This is a genomic window from Sphingomonas gei, assembly GCF_004792685.1.
Classification (GTDB): domain Bacteria; phylum Pseudomonadota; class Alphaproteobacteria; order Sphingomonadales; family Sphingomonadaceae; genus Sphingomonas; species Sphingomonas gei.
Genome location: NZ_SRXT01000003.1, coordinates 68,637 through 86,564 on the forward strand (window position 1 = coordinate 68,637; position 17,928 = coordinate 86,564).

Here is a 17,928-nt window from a genome sequence, read left to right on the forward strand (position 1 = left end):
CTTCCTTCTTGCTCCCCTCCCGCGAGCGGGAGGGGAGAGTTGCGGTTATTCGGCGTCGACCAGGACGATCTCCGAGTCTTCGAGCGCCTTGATCGTGACGGTCTGGCCGCCCGAGAGCGCCGCGCCGTCGCGTGCTTCGAAGCGTTGCCCGTCGATCTCGACTGCGCCGGCGGCGAGGACGAGATAGGCGTGGCGCCCGTCGCCGACGCTGTGGTCGACGCTCTCGCCGGCCTTGAGCGTCGCGCCCAGCACCCGGGCATCGGCGCGGATCGGCAGCGCTTCGTCGTCACCGGCGAAGCCCGATGCCAAGGTCACGAAGCGGCCCGAACGGTCGCCCTTGGGGAAGGGCTTGGCGCCCCAGCTCGGCTGGCCGCCGGTCGCGCGGGGCTGGATCCAGATCTGGAAGATCCGGCTGGTCTCGGGCTCGAGATTATATTCGGCATGCTGGACGCCGGTACCGGCGCTCATCACCTGGACGTCGCCGGCGCCGGTACGGCCCTTATTGCCCATCGAATCCTGATGAGTGATCGCGCCCTGGCGAACATAGGTGATGATCTCCATGTCCTTGTGCGGGTGCGCCGGGAAGCCCGAATTGGCGGCGATCTCGTCGTCGTTCCACACGCGGATCGCGCCCCAGCCCATCCGGGCAGGGTCGTAATAATTGGCGAAGCTGAAATGGTGCTTCGCATTGAGCCAGCCATGGTCGGCATGGCCGAGGCTTTCGAAGGAGCGTTTTTCGATCATCGCTGATCTCCCTATTTGTTGCTGCCAAGATAGGGAGTGCGATCATGCGGTAAATGGAAACGTTGGAAACGGATTGTTTCTAGGATATGCTTTGCTCCTCCCTCGCGAAGCGGGGGAGGGGGGCCAGCGAAGCTGGTGGAGGGGGCGAGGCCACAAGCGCGTCGCCTGCGGAGGCGCCCCTCCGTCAGGCTGCGCCTGCCACCTCCCCCGCTTCGCGAGGGAGGATTTATGAAGCTACCCGATTTCGAGGCCTGGGCGATCTTCGCGAGCGTCGTCGAGCATCGCTCGTTCAGTGGCGCCGCCGACGCGCTGGCGGTTTCCAAGGCGACCGTCTCGAAGGCGATCACCCGGCTGGAGGCGCGGCTCGGCACCTCTTTGTTCCACCGCACCTCGCGGCGGCTGACCTTGACCGACAGCGGCCGCGCGCTTGCCGACCACGCCCAGCGCATCCTTTCCGAAGGACAGACCGCCGAGGAGGCGGCGTTCGAATCGGCCAGCGCGCCGGTCGGGCTGGTGCGGCTCGCGGCGCCGCTGACCTTCGGGATCCGCCATCTCGCCCCGACGCTCGCCGAGTTCATGGCGCTCCATCCGGGGATCAAGATCGACCTGCGGCTGTCGGACGCGTTCGTCGACATCGTCGGCGAGGGGATCGACATCGCGATTCGCATCGCCGAATTGCCCGACAGCTCGCTGCGCGCCCGCCGCCTGGGGCCAGTCAATGTGCACATCGTCGCATCGCCGGCCTATTTCGACCGGGTCGGGCGGCCGCGCCACCCGGCCGATCTCGCGCACCATGCCTGCTTCGTCTACACCAACACCGCGACGCCCGACGTCTGGCGATTCCGCCGCCCGGGCGGGGAGGAAGCTGCGGTCCGCATCGACGGACCGATCCGCACCGACAATGGCGACGCGATGCTGCCGGCATTGCGGGCCGGGCTCGGCGTCGCCCGGCTGCCCGACTTTCTGGTGGCCGAGGAGCTGGCCGCCGGGCGGCTCGAATCGGTGCTCGACGATTGGGCGATCGGTGCGCCGGGGCTACATCTGCTCACGCCACCAGGCACATTGCGTCCCGCCCGCGTGGAAGCGCTGATCGATTTCCTCAGCGATCGGCTCAAGCGGATATGCGGAGAAGTGCATTTTTGACTCGACAGCGAAACGCGTTCGATTCCGCCGATACGTAGATTCCCTACGACTCGTGGAACAAGGCCGGTTAGGCGGAAATTAACCTTTTGCCTTCAGATGTGCTTAGGTTAATGAATTCGTCCAACGCGGCGGCCGTAGGGGTTCGTAGCGCGTGCTTGGGACAGGGGAACCGACGATGCGCGTGTTGCTGATCGAGGACGAGCCTTCGACTGCCAAGGCGATCGAGCTGATGCTCTCGACCGAAGGGTTCAACGTCTACACCACCGATCTCGGCGAAGAGGGCTTGGACCTCGCCAAGCTCTATGATTACGACATCATCCTGCTCGATCTCAACCTTCCCGACATGCACGGTTACGACGTGCTCAAGAAGGTCCGCGTCGCCCGCGTGCAGACGCCGGTGCTGATCCTGTCGGGCATCAACGAAATGGATTCGAAGGTGCGCAGCTTCGGCTTCGGCGCCGACGATTACGTCACCAAGCCGTTCCACCGCGAAGAGCTGGTCGCGCGCATTCACGCCGTCGTCCGCCGCTCGAAGGGCCACAGCCAGTCGGTGATCCGCACCGGCAAGCTCGCGGTCAATCTCGACGCCAAGACCGTCGAAGTCGATGGCAGCCGCGTGCATCTGACCGGCAAAGAATATGCGATGCTGGAGCTGCTCTCGCTCCGCAAGGGCACCACGCTCACCAAGGAAATGTTCCTCAACCACCTTTATGGCGGGATGGACGAGCCCGAGCTCAAGATCATCGACGTGTTCATCTGCAAGCTGCGCAAGAAGCTGAGCATGGCGTGCGAAGGCGAGAATTACATCGAGACCGTCTGGGGCCGCGGCTATGTGCTGCGCGAACCCGAGGGCGGCGAGGGGACCGAGGGCGCCGAAGCGATTTCCGCGGTCGCCTGATACGAGATACATGGGGTTACCGAAGCCGCGGTCCGCAAGGGCCGCGGCTTTTTGGTTGTGCCCGATCAGGACGAGCCGCTCGGATCGGTGACGGTGCCCAGTTCGCGCGGATCGGGCGCGCGAGAGGTGGGAAGCGAGCCGGTCTGGCGCTCGATCCGACGATGCACCACGGGCTCGCCGTCGCCGATGCGCAATTGCCGCAGTGCCTCGCTATTGGCGTCGTCGGCATGGGTGCGGCGGTGGTTGTGGCGGACATAATCGAGCCAGGTCGCGACATGGTAGCGCTCGATCCACAGCTCCGCATCGCCAAGGTCGCGCAGCAGCGCCCAGTGCTGCGCACCATCGCGGCGGCGAATGCGGCGGCGCTCGCTCATCGCCGCCAGGAACGCAGGGACGCTGGCTTCGGCGATGCGATGCTCGATGGTGATGACGATCGGGCCACTGCGCGGCTCGACCGGGACTGCGGTTTGCGGTTCCTGCCAGCTGTCGCGTGGATCCAAGTTGAGCTGGCTGATCGCCGGCAACCGCCATACCAGCCCGGCGACGACACTGAGCATCTGCAACGCCGCGGCGGCGAGCAGGGCAGTCTCCACCCCGCGCCCGTCGGCGATGATGCCGAATACCCAGCTGCCCCCGGCCATGCCGCCGAACGCGGCCATCTGGTAGAGCGCCAGCGCGCGCCCGACCACCCATCGCGGCGACGCCATCTGGACGCTCACGTTGAAGGTCGACAGCGCCACTACCCAGCCGGCGCCGCACAATGCCAGCGCGACGAGCGTCAGCGGCATCCAATTGGTCGCCGCAACCGCCGCCGCGCCCACGGCGAGCGCAGGCGCCGCGACGCGGACGAGGTTCTCGGTCGACAGCCGCTCGCGCAGCCAGTTGCTGCCGAGCGCGCCGCCCACCGCGCCGAGCCCGAACCCGCCGAGCAGCAGGCCGTAGGTGAGCGGACCGCCGCGAATGATGTCGCGCGCGACCAGCGGCATCAACGCGGGCACCGCGCTGGCGGCAAAGCCGAACAGCGCCGCGCGGATCAGGACCGTGCGGATCGGCGGCGAGAGCCGGACGTAGCGGATCCCCGCCGCCATCGCGACGCCGATCCGCTCGCGCGGCAGCCGCGCCGCGGGCAGATCGGGCTGCCAGCGCAGCAGCACCGCGATCAGCCCGACATAGCTGATGGCGTTGATCAGGAAAGCCGCCGCCGCGCCGGCCGCCGCGACGATGACGCCGCCGATCGCCGGGCCGAGGCTGCGCGCGACGTTGAACCCCATGCTGTTGAGCGCCACGGCATTGGGCAGCATCGTCCGCGGCACCATGTCGCCGACCGAGGCCTGCCACGCGGGCCCGTTGAGCGCGGTACCGCAGCCGATCAGGAAGGTGAAGGCAAGCAGCAGCCACGGCGTGAGCAGGCCGGCCCAGCCACCGATCGCGAGCAGCGCCGAGACGATCAGCATGAACGCCTGCGCCGCCAGCATCACCTTGCGGCGATCGAGATTGTCGGCAACCGCGCCGGCCCAGAGCGAGAGCAGCATGATCGGCAGGCTGACCGACGCCTGGACCAATGCGATCATCTGCGGCGAACCGCTGAGGCTGGTCATCATCCACGACGCGCCGACCGACTGGATCAGCCCGCCGAAGTTGGAGGCAAGGCTGGCGATCCACACGGCGCGGAACAGGGGAAGGTCGAAGGGGGAGCGCGATTCGCGGCGGACGTCCATCCTGCCTCAATCCCTCAATCCGCGCGGCGATCCAAGACGCATGCGATTGGCGGGGTAAGCCTCAGGATTGCTTGACGCGGAACGGGCACGCGGCACCGGAACGAACGCTGACGGGAGCCACGGCTCCCGTCAGCAGATGGGATAGCCCGCTCAGCGCAGGTTGAAGCGGATCCCGACGCGGAACTGCCGGCCGAGCATGTCCGAATAGGTGCTGTTCGCGGCGAGACCCGTCTCGGGCACCAGCAGCGGCCAGCGATTGAACAGGTTCGTCACGTTGAAGAACATCTCCGCCTGCGAGCTGCCACCGGAATTGATCTTCTGGGTGAAGTTCAGGTCGGCGTAAAACAGCCCCGAGACATGGTTGTTGTCATAGGTCGGGAACTGGGTGGTCGAGACCGGGCAGCCACTGGTGCATTCGATGCCGCTGGCGACGTACTTGCCCGCGCTGATGCCGCGGCCCACTACCGTCGCTGAGAAGCTCGGTGAATCGTATGTCAGGCTGCCGCGGAAGATCCAGGTAGGCGTGCTGGCTTGCCCGCCATTCGCGCCGACGGTGTCGACCGGCACGACCCCGGTGATGCCGGTGTTGATGGTGTTGTCGATATATCGCGAGGCTACGCCGCGCAGCAGGAAGCTGTCCTCGGCACCCAGTTGCAGCCGGTAGGAGGCATCCAAATCGACGCCGCGCACCAATTGGGTAGTGAAATTGTACGGCCGCGTCGTGAACAGCAGGCGCGTGGCGTTGTTCGGGTCCTGCTGGATCTGCGCGCAGAAATCCGCGGCCCCTTCAAAGCAGCGATTGATGATCTGCTGCGCGCTGAAGGTACCGATGGCGTCCTTCATCTCGATGCGGAAATAGTCCGCCGAGAAGTTGAAGCCCGGCAGGAACGTCGGCGAGAAGACTGCACCGATATTCCAGGAATCGGCACGCTCGGGAACCAGAGCCAAATTGCCCAAGGTCGTCCCCGTGTAGCCGACGCCGGTCGCGGCGTAGCTTCCTCCATTCGGTCCAGAGCCCGCACCAAAGGGATTGGTCACCGAGTCGCTGTTCTGCGCGACCTGATACAGGTCGGCGAGGTTTGGCGCGCGGATGTCGCGCGAGCGCGTGACACGCAGCCGGATGTCCTCGATCGGCGCCCAGGTGGCGCCCGCCTTCCAAGTGGTGACGTAGCCGGACGACGAATAGTCCGTCGCACGCACCGCGCCGTTGAACTCAAGGCCCAGCCCCAGCGGGATCACCGTTTCGAGATAGGCTTCCTTCACATCATATTGGCCCGCGGTCGGCACGTAATTGCCCACCGACCAGCGGGTGGTGACCAAGTTGTTCGCGACGATCGGCTGGAACTCGGCGGGCACCGTGCCGCGGATCTTTTCCTTGCGATACTCCGCGCCCACCGAAACACTGACGTCGCCAGCCCAGGTCGCGAACGGCGTCACCGCCAAGTTCACGCCGGCGACGTACTGTTCGACCGTCTCGTCGCGATACGGATTGCCAAGTGCGTAAGCGACTGCGGCCGGATCGGCCACGCCGACGCCGAGGCGGTTTAGCGGACGACAGGCAGGATCGTCGTTGGTAGTAGAAGCGTCGACGTTGATCGCGCACTGGATCGATCCCGCAGCATAGCCACCCGTATTACCCGCCGGTGCGAACACGGCGTTGGTCGCTGCCGCCAGGCGGGCGGTATTCTGGATGTTCTGCAGTTCTTCGTGCAGCTCGGCGCGGCCATATTGTGCGTAGACATCCCAGCGTGCCGGCTTCCCGAACGCCTCGAACTGCCCCTCGGCACCGACGAGATAGCGCTGCACCTTGCGCTCGTTTTCGACCGCGCGGAACGGCAAGTCGGCGCTCGTCGTCGCGACGGTTACAGTGCTCAGGTTGGGGGTGCTCAGGGCCGCAGCGCCAAGCGCGTTATAGAGGTAAGCGTTGCAGGTAATTGGCACCGGAGTGACATTGCAATTCTGCGCGGCAAGCTGAATCCCGGTCTGCAGGTTCGGCCCCGCGTTGAAGTATACGCGCTGCCGATTGTACGACCCTTCCGCAAACAATTCGATACCGTCGCCAATTTCGTAGCTCAGGCGCCCGAACACGCCCCACCGATCATCCTCCGGATCCAAGCCGATACGCCGACCTGAGTCGTTGACCTGCCAGCTTCCGCCTTGGGTCAGCGACGGAGCAGTGGTGCCAGTGATCGCCGGAAAGGTAAGCGCGCCATACTGATACTGAAGCACCTGGCCATTCTGCCCGAAATAGTTGCCACGCAGTCCGGTAGTTGTGACATTGGTCGGGACGCCATTGATCAGTACCCGATTCACCGAACCGGTAATCAGGCCTCCCGGGGTCGAGTTCGATGCGCCGATCTGGCGACGCGTGGTGATATATTGCGGGGTCGTGCTGGCCGCAGTCCAGGTTGGATCCTGGATACGGACGTACCCGGTGTGGTTCCACTTGCGATCGACGGCATCGACTTCGAATATGCCGTCGCGATGGGCGATCTCGGCGTTGAACAGCACGTGGCCGCGACCGCTTGCGAACGAAGTGCCGCCGGCGATGCTGCCCGAATAGTTGGAGCCGTCGCCATACGTGGTGATGCCGCTGTCGGCGGTGACGCGCAGGCCCTCGAACTTCTTGTTGAGCACGAAGTTGACGACCCCCGCGACGGCATCCGAACCGTAAGCCGACGAAGCGCCGCCGGTCGAGACTTCGACGCGCTCGATCAGCGCCTGCGGGATCGTATTGATGTCCACCACGCCGTTGACCGCCGAGCCGACCGAGCGGCGGCCATCGACCAGCACGAGCGTTCGTGTCTCGCCGAGATTGCGCAGGTTGAGCGCATTGATACCTGCCTGGCCGCTCGACAGGTTGAGCCGCGAATTGGCCGGCTTGGTCGAGCCGGCGAGCTGCGGCAGCTGGTTGACGAAATCGGCGATGTTGTTCGACGGCGAGCCGTTGTCGATGTCGTCGCGCGTCAGCACGGTCAGCGGCGTCGGCGCCTGGAAGCCGTCGCGGAGGATGCGCGTGCCGGTGACTACCACTTCGCCGTCCTCGGCCGCGGCCCGAGGTGTCTCCTCCTGCGCTACTGTTGGTTCAGACCCGGTGGTCTGCGCCGCAGCGGGCAGCGCCGCCAGGGTGGCGAGGGCCAGCGCGGCCATGCTCGAGAAACTTGCAAGATCCGATTGCCGGCGTGGATTCGTCATTAGACCCCCCTTTGGGATAAACCTTCGGGACCGGCGAACCGGCCTGCGCGAATGCCCTCCGCGGCAACGCACGGCACATTTGCTGCCGCCTCTAACGGGCTGGCATGCAATCATACTGTAACGAAGGTGCGCCGCGGTTTCGCTTAGCGTCAACCGGGCCTGGGCTTCTATGCGTTTATCACGCCATAGCCTCAGCCTATGGCTTCGCCCCATAGCCTGACTCTATGGGCGGCGCAGGCCTTGCCATGCGACGCCGCGGCACGCGGCGCTAGCCTTATGCGACTGCGACAACAGGAAGATTTGCCGATGCTCGACCGCCGTTCCTTCCTGCTCGGCTCCGCTGCGACCTTGGCGCTGGCGCCGGGCGCGGTGGCGCAAGTCGGGGCGGGCGCGCGTGCCGCCGTCCGTGGTGCGGATGCGCCGATCGAGATCGTCGACGATGCGTTCGGCGTGCCGCATATCCGCGCGGCGTCGATCTCCGACGCGTTCTTCGGGCAGGGCTATGTCGTCGCGCGCGACCGGCTGTTCCAGATCGACTTGTCGCACCGGCGCGAAATGGGGCGACTGGCCGAAATATTCGGCATGGATTTCGCCAAGCATGACGCGACGGCACGGCTGTTCCATTATCGCGGCAACCTCGATGCCGAGCTGCGCGCGGTGCCGCCCCACGTACTGGCCTGCGCGCGGGCCTATGTCGCCGGGATCAATGCCCGGATCGACGAAGTCCTCGCCGATCGGGCGCTGTTGCCGCTCGAATATGCCATCCTCGGCGTCGCCCCTTTGCGCTGGGACGTGCGCGACCTGGTGCTGGCGCGCGGCGCATCGATCGACAATGCCGATGACGAAGTGCGCCGCGCCCAGCTTGCCGCGCTCGGGCTGCTCGATCTCGACGCGATCATCGCGCCACTGCGCCCGAGCTTCACGATGCGCGTGCCCGAGGGGCTCGATGCGGCGGCGGTGTCGGAGGCCGATCTCGGGATGCTCCGGCTCGGAGGACTCCCGTTCGGGCCGGAGACGCCGGTCGCCGATCCGGCCGCGGGGCCGGAGGCGCGCGCGAATGCCGGCAGCAATGCCTGGACGGTGGCGCCGTCGCGCAGCGCGACCGGGCGGCCGATCCTCGCCAACGATCCGCATCTCGGCATCGGCGGCTTCGGCCCGCGCCACGTCGCGCATCTCAGCGCGCCCGGGCTCGACGTGATCGGCGGCGGATCGCCGGGGCTGCCGGGAATCATGCAGGGGCACACCGATCGCTTCGCCTTCGGGCGGACCAATTTCCATATCGACCAGCTCGACCTGTTCGTGCTCGAGCTGCATCCCGAGGACTCCGAACGCTATCGCCATGAAGGCGGCTGGAAGGCTTTCCGCCGCGTCGACACCGCGATCGCGGTCAAGGGCGGCGCGCCCACTGTCACGACGCTGCGCTATACCGTGCAGGGGCCGGTGGTGTCGCACGATCCGGCGCGGCGGCGCGCCACCGCGGTGGCGTCGATCGGGATGCAGCCGGGCGGGCATGGCGCATTCGCGATGATCGCGATCAATCTGGCCACGGACTGGAAGAGCCTTCGCAAAGCGTTCCCGCTCCATCCGTCGCCGACCAATTTCCATTATGCCGACATGGACGGGAATACCGGCTGGCAAGTGATCGGCTTCGCGCCGGTACGCAGGAAGGGCGAGGGGCTGCTCCCCGTCCCCGGCGATGGCCGTTACGATTGGACGGGGATGCGCGACTTCGCTTCGCTGCCGAGCGAATACAACCCCGCCAAGGGCTGGTTCGCCTCGGCCAACCAGAACAATCTGCCCGCCGACTGGCCGCGCGACCGCATCCCGGCTTTCTCGTTCCGCGATCCCTATCGCTACGAACGGATCGCCGACGTGCTGGCGGGACAGCCACGCCACAGCCTCGCCGACAGCGTCGCGTTGCAGCACGATACGCTGTCGACTCCGGCGCGGCAGTTGCTTGCGATCCTTCCCGAGCGCCCGTCACCCGGCGCGGCAGCCGCGGTTGCGATGCTGCGCGGCTGGGACGCGCGAATCGACGCAGGCAGCGGCGCAGCGGCGTTGTTCGAGATCCTGTGGCGCGACCTCGGCCAGCGTATGCTCGCGGCGATCGTGCCTGCCCGCGCAAGGCACCTCGTCAAAGAGATCGCGCCCTCGGTCCTGCTCGGGCTGCTCGCCAACCCTGACGATCGCCTAGGGGCGGACCCGATCGCGGCGCGCGACGCGATGCTCGACCGCGCGCTGACCGCCGCATGGGGAGCCGCGCGCGCCTTGCTCGATGCCGATCCCGCGAAATGGCGCTGGGACACGCTGCATGGCGTCCGCATCCAGCATCCGCTGTCGCGCATTCCGGCGATCGCCAGGGCATTTCCGCCGATCGAGGGCGAGGGATCGGGCGGCGATGGCTATACGGTGATGGCGCGGTGGCTGGGCAGCAGCGGCCCTGGCTGGCGTACCGGCGGCGGTGCCAGCTATCTCCAGGTGATCGACGTCGGCGCGTGGGACAATTCGCTGATGCTCAATCTGCCGGGCCAGTCGAACGACCCGCGCTCGCCGCATCACCGGGACCAATATGCGCCGTGGATCCATGGCGGGATGCAGCCGATGCTGTTCAGCCGGGCGGCGGTGGATGCGCGGGCGGAAGGGCGGACGGTGCTGGAGCCGAAATCTAGATAGGCCAGGTGCGATCCTTTCCTCTCCCGGTGGCAGAGGTAGCGCAGCTTGGCGGCTTGCCGCCTAGCGGAGCCAGGTGAGAGTTTCCTGCCATCGGGAGGGTGACCCCTCACCCAGCTCCGCCTAAGGTCCGCTGAAGAAGCGGACCCAAGTCTGCGCAACCCTCCCCCGACGGGAGAGGGAAGAAGCGGCTAGCCATGCAAGTTGAGCAGCGAATCCATCAGCCCGTCCTCGGCGCTCGAGCACACGCCGAGCACCACCGCCTCGTCGCAGCCGTCGCCAGTGACATAGGCATGGCCCATGTTCGAATCGATGTAGATCGATTCGCCCGCTTCCAGGGTCACCGGATCGTAGAATTCGGTGTGGACGACGATGCGGCCGCTGACGATGTAGATGAATTCCTCGCCCGAATGGTGGACGAGGTCGCCGAATTCCTCGACCGATTTGGCGCGCACGCGAGTGATCACCGGGATCATCCGCTTTCGGCGCAGCTCGGTGCAGAGGTAATAATAGTCGTAATTCGCCGTGTTCACCCGCACCGCGCGATCGAGATCGCCGATGCTCCGCCGCGCGGTGACCGGCGGCTCGGCGACCGAATCATTCTCGGCAAACAGCTCGGACATGCGGATGTTGAGCCGCTGGCTGAGCTGGAGTAATTTGTCGTAGGTCAGCGTCAGCCGGTCATGCTCGACTTTCGACAGGGTCGATATCGGAATGCCGCTGCGCAGGCTCATCTCCTTCAGCGTCCAGCTGTTCCGGGCCCGCAGTGCGCGGAGCAGCGCACCCAATGTCGGTTGCTCCGGTTTCAGCCGCGTGGCCATTTGGCACCCCAGTTTGACATTTCTCTGAACAGGCTCATTATGTCTCAATCAGGCGTAACAAGTTCGTATAGAGACACAGCCTAACCGCAGACGCAAACCGGCGCAATCGACATGGCCGGAGCAAGCGGGGACAAAGGGGAAAAGCGCGATGTGGAAACGTTCGCTCACGATGCTGGCAGCAGGATTGCTCGGCCTCGTAGTCGGTGTACCGGCCTTCACGCAGGCGCCCGCGCCACTGACGCCGGTGGCGCAGACCCCGCCGGCCGCACCCGCAACGCCGGCCGGTTCGGCCACGCTGACCAAGACCGATGCCGACGCCTGGCTCGACGGCTTCCTGCCCTATGCGCTCGCGCGCGGTGACATCGCCGGTGCGGTGGTGGTCGTGGTCAAGGATGGTCAGGTCGTGACTCAGCGCGGCTTCGGCTATGCCGATGTCGCCAAGCGCAAGCCGGTCGACCCCGCGACCACCCTGTTCCGCCCGGGCTCGACTTCCAAACTCTATACCTGGACATCGGTGATGCAGCTCGTCGAGGCGGGCAAGCTCGACCTCGACGCCGACGTCAACCGCTATCTCGACTTCAAGATCCCGCCCTATCAGGGCAAGCCGATCACGCTGCGCAACATCATGACGCACACCGCCGGCTTCGAGGAGATCATCAAGGGCCTGCTGACGTTCGACAAGCCCGTCCCCTCGCTTGGGGATGTCGTCAAGCATCGCATCCCCGAGCGGATCTACGCGCCCGGCACCACCCCGGCATATTCGAACTATGCCACTGCGCTGGCCGGCTACATCGTCGAGCGCGTCTCGGGGGTGCCGTTCGACGACTATGTCGAGAAGAACATCTTCGGCCGCCTCGGCATGCAATATGCCAGCTTCCGCCAGCCGCTGCCGGCACGGCTCAAGCCGTTCATGTCGCAGGGCTATCTGCTGGGCTCGGGTCCGGCGCAGAAATACGAGCTGATCGGCATGGCGCCCGCGGGTTCCTCGGCGATCAGCGGCGGCGACATGGCCAAGTTCATGATCGCGCACCTGGCTGAAGGCGGCCCACTGCTCAGCCCCGCCACCGCCAAGCTGATGCACGCCCCCCAGCCCAGCGCGATCCCTGCAGTCAACACGATGGCGCTCGGCTTCTACGAACAGCGCATCAATGGCCACCGCGCGATCGCGCATGGCGGCGACACGGTCTATTTCCACAGCGATCTGTGGATCTTCCCCGAAGACAATGTCGGGTTGTACATTTCGATGAACAGCGACGGCAAGGAAGGCGTCACGCGCGTCCTGCGCGGCGCGCTGTTCGACCAATTTGCCGACCGTTATCTGCCCGATCCGAACAAGGCCGCCCCGGTCGAGCTCCCCACCGCGAAGGAGCATGCCAAGCTGCTGGTCGGCACCTGGACCAACAGCCGCCGGATCGACTCGAGCTTCGCCAAGGTCATCGGGCTGATCGGCGACACCAAGGTGAGCCTCGACGCCGATGGCCGTCCGGTCATCCCGGCTCTGACCAGCCCCGGCGGCGCTCCGCGCAAGCTGATCGAAGTCGCGCCGTTCGTATGGCAGGACGCCTATGGCCATGAGCGGCTCGCCGCGCAGGTGGTCGACGGCAAGGTCGTGCGGTGGAGCTTCGGCGAAGTCTCGCCGTTCATGATCTGGTACCGCACGCCAGCCGCGCTCGACAGCGCTTGGCTGATGCCGGCCTTGCTGTTCGGGATCGGCGTGGTGTTCCTCACCGCACTCGCCTGGCCGATCGGCTGGTTCAACCGCCGCCGCTACGCAGCACAGCTCGCGCTGCAGGGCGAGAGCCTGCGCACCTTCCGCGCAGTCCGCGGCTTCGCCTGGCTGGTGCTGGCGGTGCTGGTCGGCTGGATGGTGGTGATCACCGGGCTCGAGAATTTCGAGAGCCACGGCTCGACCGACTGGCTGATCCTGCTGCTCCAGGTTGTCGGCACGCTCGCCTTCTTCGGGCTGTTCGGGCTGGCGATCTGGAACACCTGGCTGACCTGGAAGGAAAAGCGCGGCTGGTTCGGCCGGGTGTGGAGCGTGCTGCTGGTGCTCGGCGCTTTCTTCATCCTGTACACCGCTCTGGTCTACAAGCTGATCTCCTTCGGCACGGAGTTCTGAAGCCGATGGTGCAGCGACTCTCACTCGACGTGGCCGTGGAACGGCTTCCTTTCGCCAAGCCGTTCCACATCTCCGGCCATGTGTTCAGCGAGTCCGCGGTGGTGGTCGTCACCTTGAGTGACGGCCTCCACACCGGGCGCGGCGAGGCAAGCGGAGTCTATTATCTCGGCGATGACGAAGCCGCGATGACCGCCGCGCTGGAGACGATACGCGACGGCCTGAGCCAGGGCATGAGCCGCGCCGATCTCCAGCAGGCGCTGCCCGCTGGCGGCGCGCGCAACGCGGCGGATTGCGCATTGTGGGAGCTCGATGCCAAGCGCGCCGGCGTCCCAGTGTGGAAGCTGGCGGGCCTGCCCGAGCCGAAACCATTGCTCACCACGTTCACGCTCGGCGCCGACGATCCCGCAGTGATGGCCGAAGCCGCGCTGGCGCTTCCCGACGCGCGTGCGCTCAAGCTGAAGCTTACCGGCGATCTCGACCTCGACATTGCCCGGGTTCGCGCGGTGCGCGCCGCGCGCGGCGATTGCTGGATCGGCGTCGACGCCAATCAGGGTTTCCAAATCAACGAACTCGAAGCGCTCGTCGCGGTGCTGGTCGAAGCCAGGGTCGCGTTGCTCGAACAGCCGCTCGCCCGCGGACGCGAAGCCGATCTCGACGGATTCGATTCGCCCATCCCGATCGCCGCCGACGAGAGCGCGCTCGGCCTCGCCGATGTCGACGGCCTCGTCGGCCGCTTCGACACGGTCAACATCAAGCTCGACAAATGCGGCGGCCTCACCGAGGCGGTCGCGATCGCCAGGCGGGCGCGGCTGCTGGGGCTCGACGTGATGGTCGGCAACATGGTCGGCTCCAGCCTCGCAATGGCCCCGGCATATTTGCTCGGTCAGCTCTGCGACGTGGTCGACCTCGACGGCCCGACCTTTCTCGCTGCGGATCGACAGCCCGGCATTCGCTACGAGGACGGCTATATTCATTGCCCCGAAATCGTCTGGGGTCATCGCGGCCTCGCGACGGTGAGCGCGTGACGCATAGTTGCAATAATAGTTGACACTTCTCCAATCAGGATCATACCATCCTGATTAGATAATCGTATAGGGAGCGCGGCAATGCAGTCATTGCCCAGGGTCTCGCGTCGCCGTTTGCTCGGCGGCGCGACCGCCGTCGCGGCCACGGGGTTCCCGATGGTCAATAGCGGCCAGTTCCGGCTGTACGCTGCCTCGCCCGTCACCTATTCGCGCCGCGCGGTCGATCTGGTCCGCGGCTCGCTGGTCATCGACATGCTCGGCGCGCTCAAGATCAATGAGAGCCCGCAATTCTACGGCGACCCGCTGAGCGCGCAGGACGAAGCCGATTGGCGCGCCTGCGGGATCGCCGGCATCCATCACGCCAGCGGCATGGGCGGCCCCAATGCGCGCGAAGAAACGCTCGAATGGATCGCGCTGAGCCAGGGCTATATCGGCCGCGCGTCGCACCTGTTCTCTTTGGTCGACAAGGCTGCCGACCTCGATCGCGCGCGCAAGCAGGGCAAGATCGCAGTCATCCTCGGCCTGCAGAACAGCGAGCATTTCCGCACCGTCGCCGACGTCAAGCTGTTCCACCAGATCGGCCAGCGCTGCTCACAATTGACCTACAACACGCAGAACCTGCTCGGCTCGGGCTCGACCGAGCGCGTCGACGGTGGCGTCACCGATTTCGGCGCCGAGATCGTCAAGGCGATGAACGACGTGGGCATGCTGGTCGACGTCTCGCACAGCGGCGACCGCACCACGCTCGACGCGATCGAGATATCATCCAAGCCGATCGCCATCACCCACAGCAATTGCCGCGCGCTGGTCAACCACCCGCGGCTCAAGACCGACGAAGCGATCAAGGCGCTGGCGGCGAAAGGCGGGGTGATGGGCGTAACCGGCGTGCGCATGTTCGTGCGCGCCAGCGAGCCCACCGCGGTGCCGCACATCGTCGATCATATCGACCATATCGTGAAGCTGGTAGGCGTGGACCATGTCGGCATCGGCTCGGACTCCGATCTGAACGGCTATGACGACATGCCGCCCGCGCTGCTCGCCGAGATGAAGGCGGCGTACAAGGCGAGCTACGCCTTTCGCGACAAGGTCGACACCGACGGTTTCGATCATCCTCGCAAGGTCTACGACCTGACCGAGGAACTGATCCGGCGAAACTATTCCAACGAGAACATCGCGGCCATTCTGGGCGGCAATTTCCGCCGCCTGCTCGGCCAGGTCTGGGGCGGATAATCCGACATTCTAGGGGAAGAACATGAAGCGCTTTGCACCATCGGTTCGCACATTGCTCGGCTTCACTGCAGCCACGGGCGCATTGGCGGTCGCCGCGCCGGCGTTCGCGCAGGATAGCCAGTCCTCGATCGCGCCGAACGAGGAGATCGTGGTGACCGCGCAGAAGCGCGAGCAGACCTTGCTCGAAATCCCGCAGTCGATCTCGGTGGTCAGTGCCGAACGGCTTGAGCGCCAGCAGGCGACGAGCTTCGTCGATTACGCCGCGCTCGTGCCCGGGCTCAGCCTGCAGCAGGGCAACCCCGGCGAGACCCGCGTCGTGCTGCGCGGCATCAATACTGGCGGCGCCAGCCCGACCACGGCAATCTATATTGACGAAACGCCGTTCGGCGCGAGCACCGGCCAGGCCAATGGCGCGGTGCTGGCGGGCGATATCGACCCGTTCGATCTCGAGCGAGTCGAAGTGCTTCGCGGCCCGCAGGGCACGCTCTATGGTGCGAACTCGCTGGGCGGCGTGATCAAGTTCATCACCGTGGCGCCGCGCCTCGGCGAATTTGAAGGCAAGGTCCAGGCCGGCGTCGAGACCGTCACCGACGGCGACATGGGCTGGAACGGCAATGCCGTGATCAACGTGCCGATCGCCAGTATCGCCGCGCTGCGCGTCAGCGGCTTCTATCGCGAGCAGGGCGGGTTCATCGACACCCTGGGCATCGCCCGCGAAAAGGCCAACGACGTCACCAGTTATGGCGGGCGCGCCTCGCTGCTCGTCAAGCCGAGCGACAATTTCTCGGTACGCCTGACCGCGATCGCACAGAATATCCGCGCCAATTCGCGCGCCGCTTTCGATGCCGACCCGATCACGCTCAAGCCGCAGGCGACCGACCCGACGACCGGCGCCTCGACCGAGGGGCGGCTGACCCGCGCGCAATATTATCCCGACCAGAACGATGTCGATTATCGCAATTATAACGGCACGATCGACTGGGACCTGGGCTTCGCATCGCTCGTGTCCGCCACCAGCTACAGCAAGACCATCCAGCATGAAGTGACCGATGCCAGCTATCAGCTCGCCGGGATCGGCGACGCATTCTTCGGCGGGGTGGGTACGCCCGGCCCGCGCGGCATCACGCTGCCGGCGACGGTCTCCACCAAGAAGTTCACGCAGGAAGTCCGGCTGGCATCGCCGTCCAGCACGACCGTGGAATGGCTGGTCGGCGGCTATTATACGCGCGAGGAGGGCCGCATCTTCCAGCGTTATTTGCCCTTCGCGCTGGACAGCGGCGAAGCGGTCGATCCGACGCTGACGCTGCCGGTCGGCGCAGGCGGCGCCGACGTCACTTTCCCCGAGTTCCTGCGCGCCGAGCTCGATTCGGTCTATCGCGAATATGCCGGCTTCGGCAGCGTTACCGCGCATTTCGGGCCGCGTTTCGATATCACCGCCGGCGCGCGGTACAGTCATAACGAACAGCGCACGCGCCAGCTGCTCGACGGATCGCTGCTGGTGTTGTCCGGCTCGCCGGTCGGGCCCGACATCACCAACGGCAAATCGGACGAGAACGTGTTCACCTGGTCGGTGTCGCCGCGGTTCGAGCTCAGCGACCATGCCTCGCTCTATGCCCGCGTTGCCAAGGGCTATCGTCCCGGCGGCCCTAACGTCGTGCCGCCGGGGGCCGGGTCGGCGTTCCCGGGCTTTTTCGAAGCGGACACGCTGATCAGCTATGAGGCCGGCATCCGGGCCGAGACCGCCGACCGCAGCTTCGCCTTCGACGCCTCGCTTTATTATCTCGACTGGAGCAATATCCAGGTGCTGGTGACCTACCAGACCGGGATCGGGCCGATCGGCGCCGACGGCAATGGCGATTCGGCGCGCAGCCAGGGTGCCGAGATCACCGCCACGGTGCGCCCGACCAAGGGTTTCGACGTGGTGATGAACGTCGCCTATAACGACGCCGCGCTGCGGGACGATCTGCCCGCGGGCAATGGCGGCTTTGCCGGCGACCGCCTGCCTTATGCCCCCGAATGGACCGCCAATCTCTCCGCCGATTACGAATGGGGCATCGGCGGCGGCACGACGGCGTTCGTCGGCGGCAATGTGCGGCTGGTGAGCGACCAGCAGACCGATTTCGACGATGCCTATCAGACCCAGTTCGGGCGGCGGCTGGCGATCGACGGCTTCGCCACCGTCGACCTGCGCGTCGGCGCGCGCTTCGGCGCGTTCAACGTGACTGCCTTTGCCAAGAATCTCGGCAATTCGCGCGGGCTCACCAATGTCGGGAGCTTCGGCGCACGGCCGGGCACGCTGGTATCGGCCTCGCCGATCCGTCCGCGGACGCTGGGCGTCACGCTCGGCGCCGGGTTCTGAGCGCGC

General features: G+C 66.0%; 11 protein-coding genes. 7 read left to right on the plus strand and 4 right to left on the minus strand.

Going from position 1 to position 17,928, the window contains the following annotated elements:
- Positions 1-45: 45 nt before the first annotated feature.
- Positions 46-744 carry a pirin family protein gene (locus E5A73_RS07660; protein ID WP_135963234.1) on the minus strand — a complete coding sequence of 233 codons (699 nt, stop codon included), beginning with the start codon at positions 742-744 and terminating at the stop codon, positions 46-48.
- Positions 745-972: 228 nt separating this feature from the next.
- On the opposite strand from E5A73_RS07660, the gene E5A73_RS07665 reads away from it, so the two are divergent.
- The gene (locus E5A73_RS07665; RefSeq protein WP_135963235.1) at positions 973-1,887 is read left to right on the plus strand and encodes a LysR family transcriptional regulator; all 915 of its coding nucleotides are present in this window, start codon (positions 973-975) and stop codon (positions 1,885-1,887) included.
- A 175-nt stretch (positions 1,888-2,062) separates the two neighbouring features.
- On the plus strand, positions 2,063-2,785 hold the full coding sequence (ctrA, locus tag E5A73_RS07670; RefSeq protein ID WP_135963236.1) for a response regulator transcription factor CtrA: 723 nt from the start codon (positions 2,063-2,065) through the stop codon (positions 2,783-2,785).
- 65 nt (positions 2,786-2,850) lie between these two features.
- Here ctrA and E5A73_RS07675 read toward each other — a convergent pair whose 3' ends face one another.
- Both E5A73_RS07675 and E5A73_RS07680 read right to left on the minus strand, forming a co-directional pair.
- Positions 2,851-4,503: an MFS transporter gene (locus tag E5A73_RS07675; RefSeq protein WP_135963237.1), complete on the minus strand. Its 1,653-nt coding sequence runs from the start codon at positions 4,501-4,503 to the stop codon at positions 2,851-2,853.
- Positions 4,504-4,653: 150 nt separating this feature from the next.
- The gene (locus E5A73_RS07680) at positions 4,654-7,653 is read right to left on the minus strand and encodes a TonB-dependent receptor plug domain-containing protein (RefSeq protein WP_240700082.1); all 3,000 of its coding nucleotides are present in this window, start codon (positions 7,651-7,653) and stop codon (positions 4,654-4,656) included.
- A 321-nt stretch (positions 7,654-7,974) separates the two neighbouring features.
- Here E5A73_RS07680 and E5A73_RS07685 point away from each other — a divergent pair, with 321 nt between their 5' ends.
- Positions 7,975-10,371: a penicillin acylase family protein gene (locus E5A73_RS07685; RefSeq protein WP_476712828.1), complete on the plus strand. Its 2,397-nt coding sequence runs from the start codon at positions 7,975-7,977 to the stop codon at positions 10,369-10,371.
- 188 nt (positions 10,372-10,559) lie between these two features.
- Here E5A73_RS07685 and E5A73_RS07690 read toward each other — a convergent pair whose 3' ends face one another.
- Complete coding sequence (locus E5A73_RS07690) at positions 10,560-11,189, minus strand: helix-turn-helix domain-containing protein (protein ID WP_135963240.1); 630 nt, start codon at positions 11,187-11,189, stop codon at positions 10,560-10,562.
- Between the two features lie 148 nt (positions 11,190-11,337).
- On the opposite strand from E5A73_RS07690, the gene E5A73_RS07695 reads away from it, so the two are divergent.
- From E5A73_RS07695 to E5A73_RS07710, 4 genes are all read left to right on the plus strand, one after another.
- The gene (locus E5A73_RS07695) at positions 11,338-13,308 is read left to right on the plus strand and encodes a serine hydrolase domain-containing protein (RefSeq protein ID WP_135963241.1); all 1,971 of its coding nucleotides are present in this window, start codon (positions 11,338-11,340) and stop codon (positions 13,306-13,308) included.
- A 5-nt stretch (positions 13,309-13,313) separates the two neighbouring features.
- Entirely contained in the window at positions 13,314-14,333 is a 1,020-nt protein-coding gene (locus tag E5A73_RS07700) for a dipeptide epimerase (protein ID WP_135963242.1), read from the plus strand.
- A gap of 81 nt (positions 14,334-14,414) precedes the next feature.
- Positions 14,415-15,563, plus strand: a complete 1,149-nt coding sequence (locus E5A73_RS07705) for a dipeptidase (protein WP_135963243.1) — start codon at positions 14,415-14,417, stop codon at positions 15,561-15,563.
- A 22-nt stretch (positions 15,564-15,585) separates the two neighbouring features.
- Positions 15,586-17,922 carry a TonB-dependent receptor gene (locus tag E5A73_RS07710; protein ID WP_135963244.1) on the plus strand — a complete coding sequence of 779 codons (2,337 nt, stop codon included), beginning with the start codon at positions 15,586-15,588 and terminating at the stop codon, positions 17,920-17,922.
- The last annotated feature ends 6 nt before the right edge of the window (positions 17,923-17,928 follow it).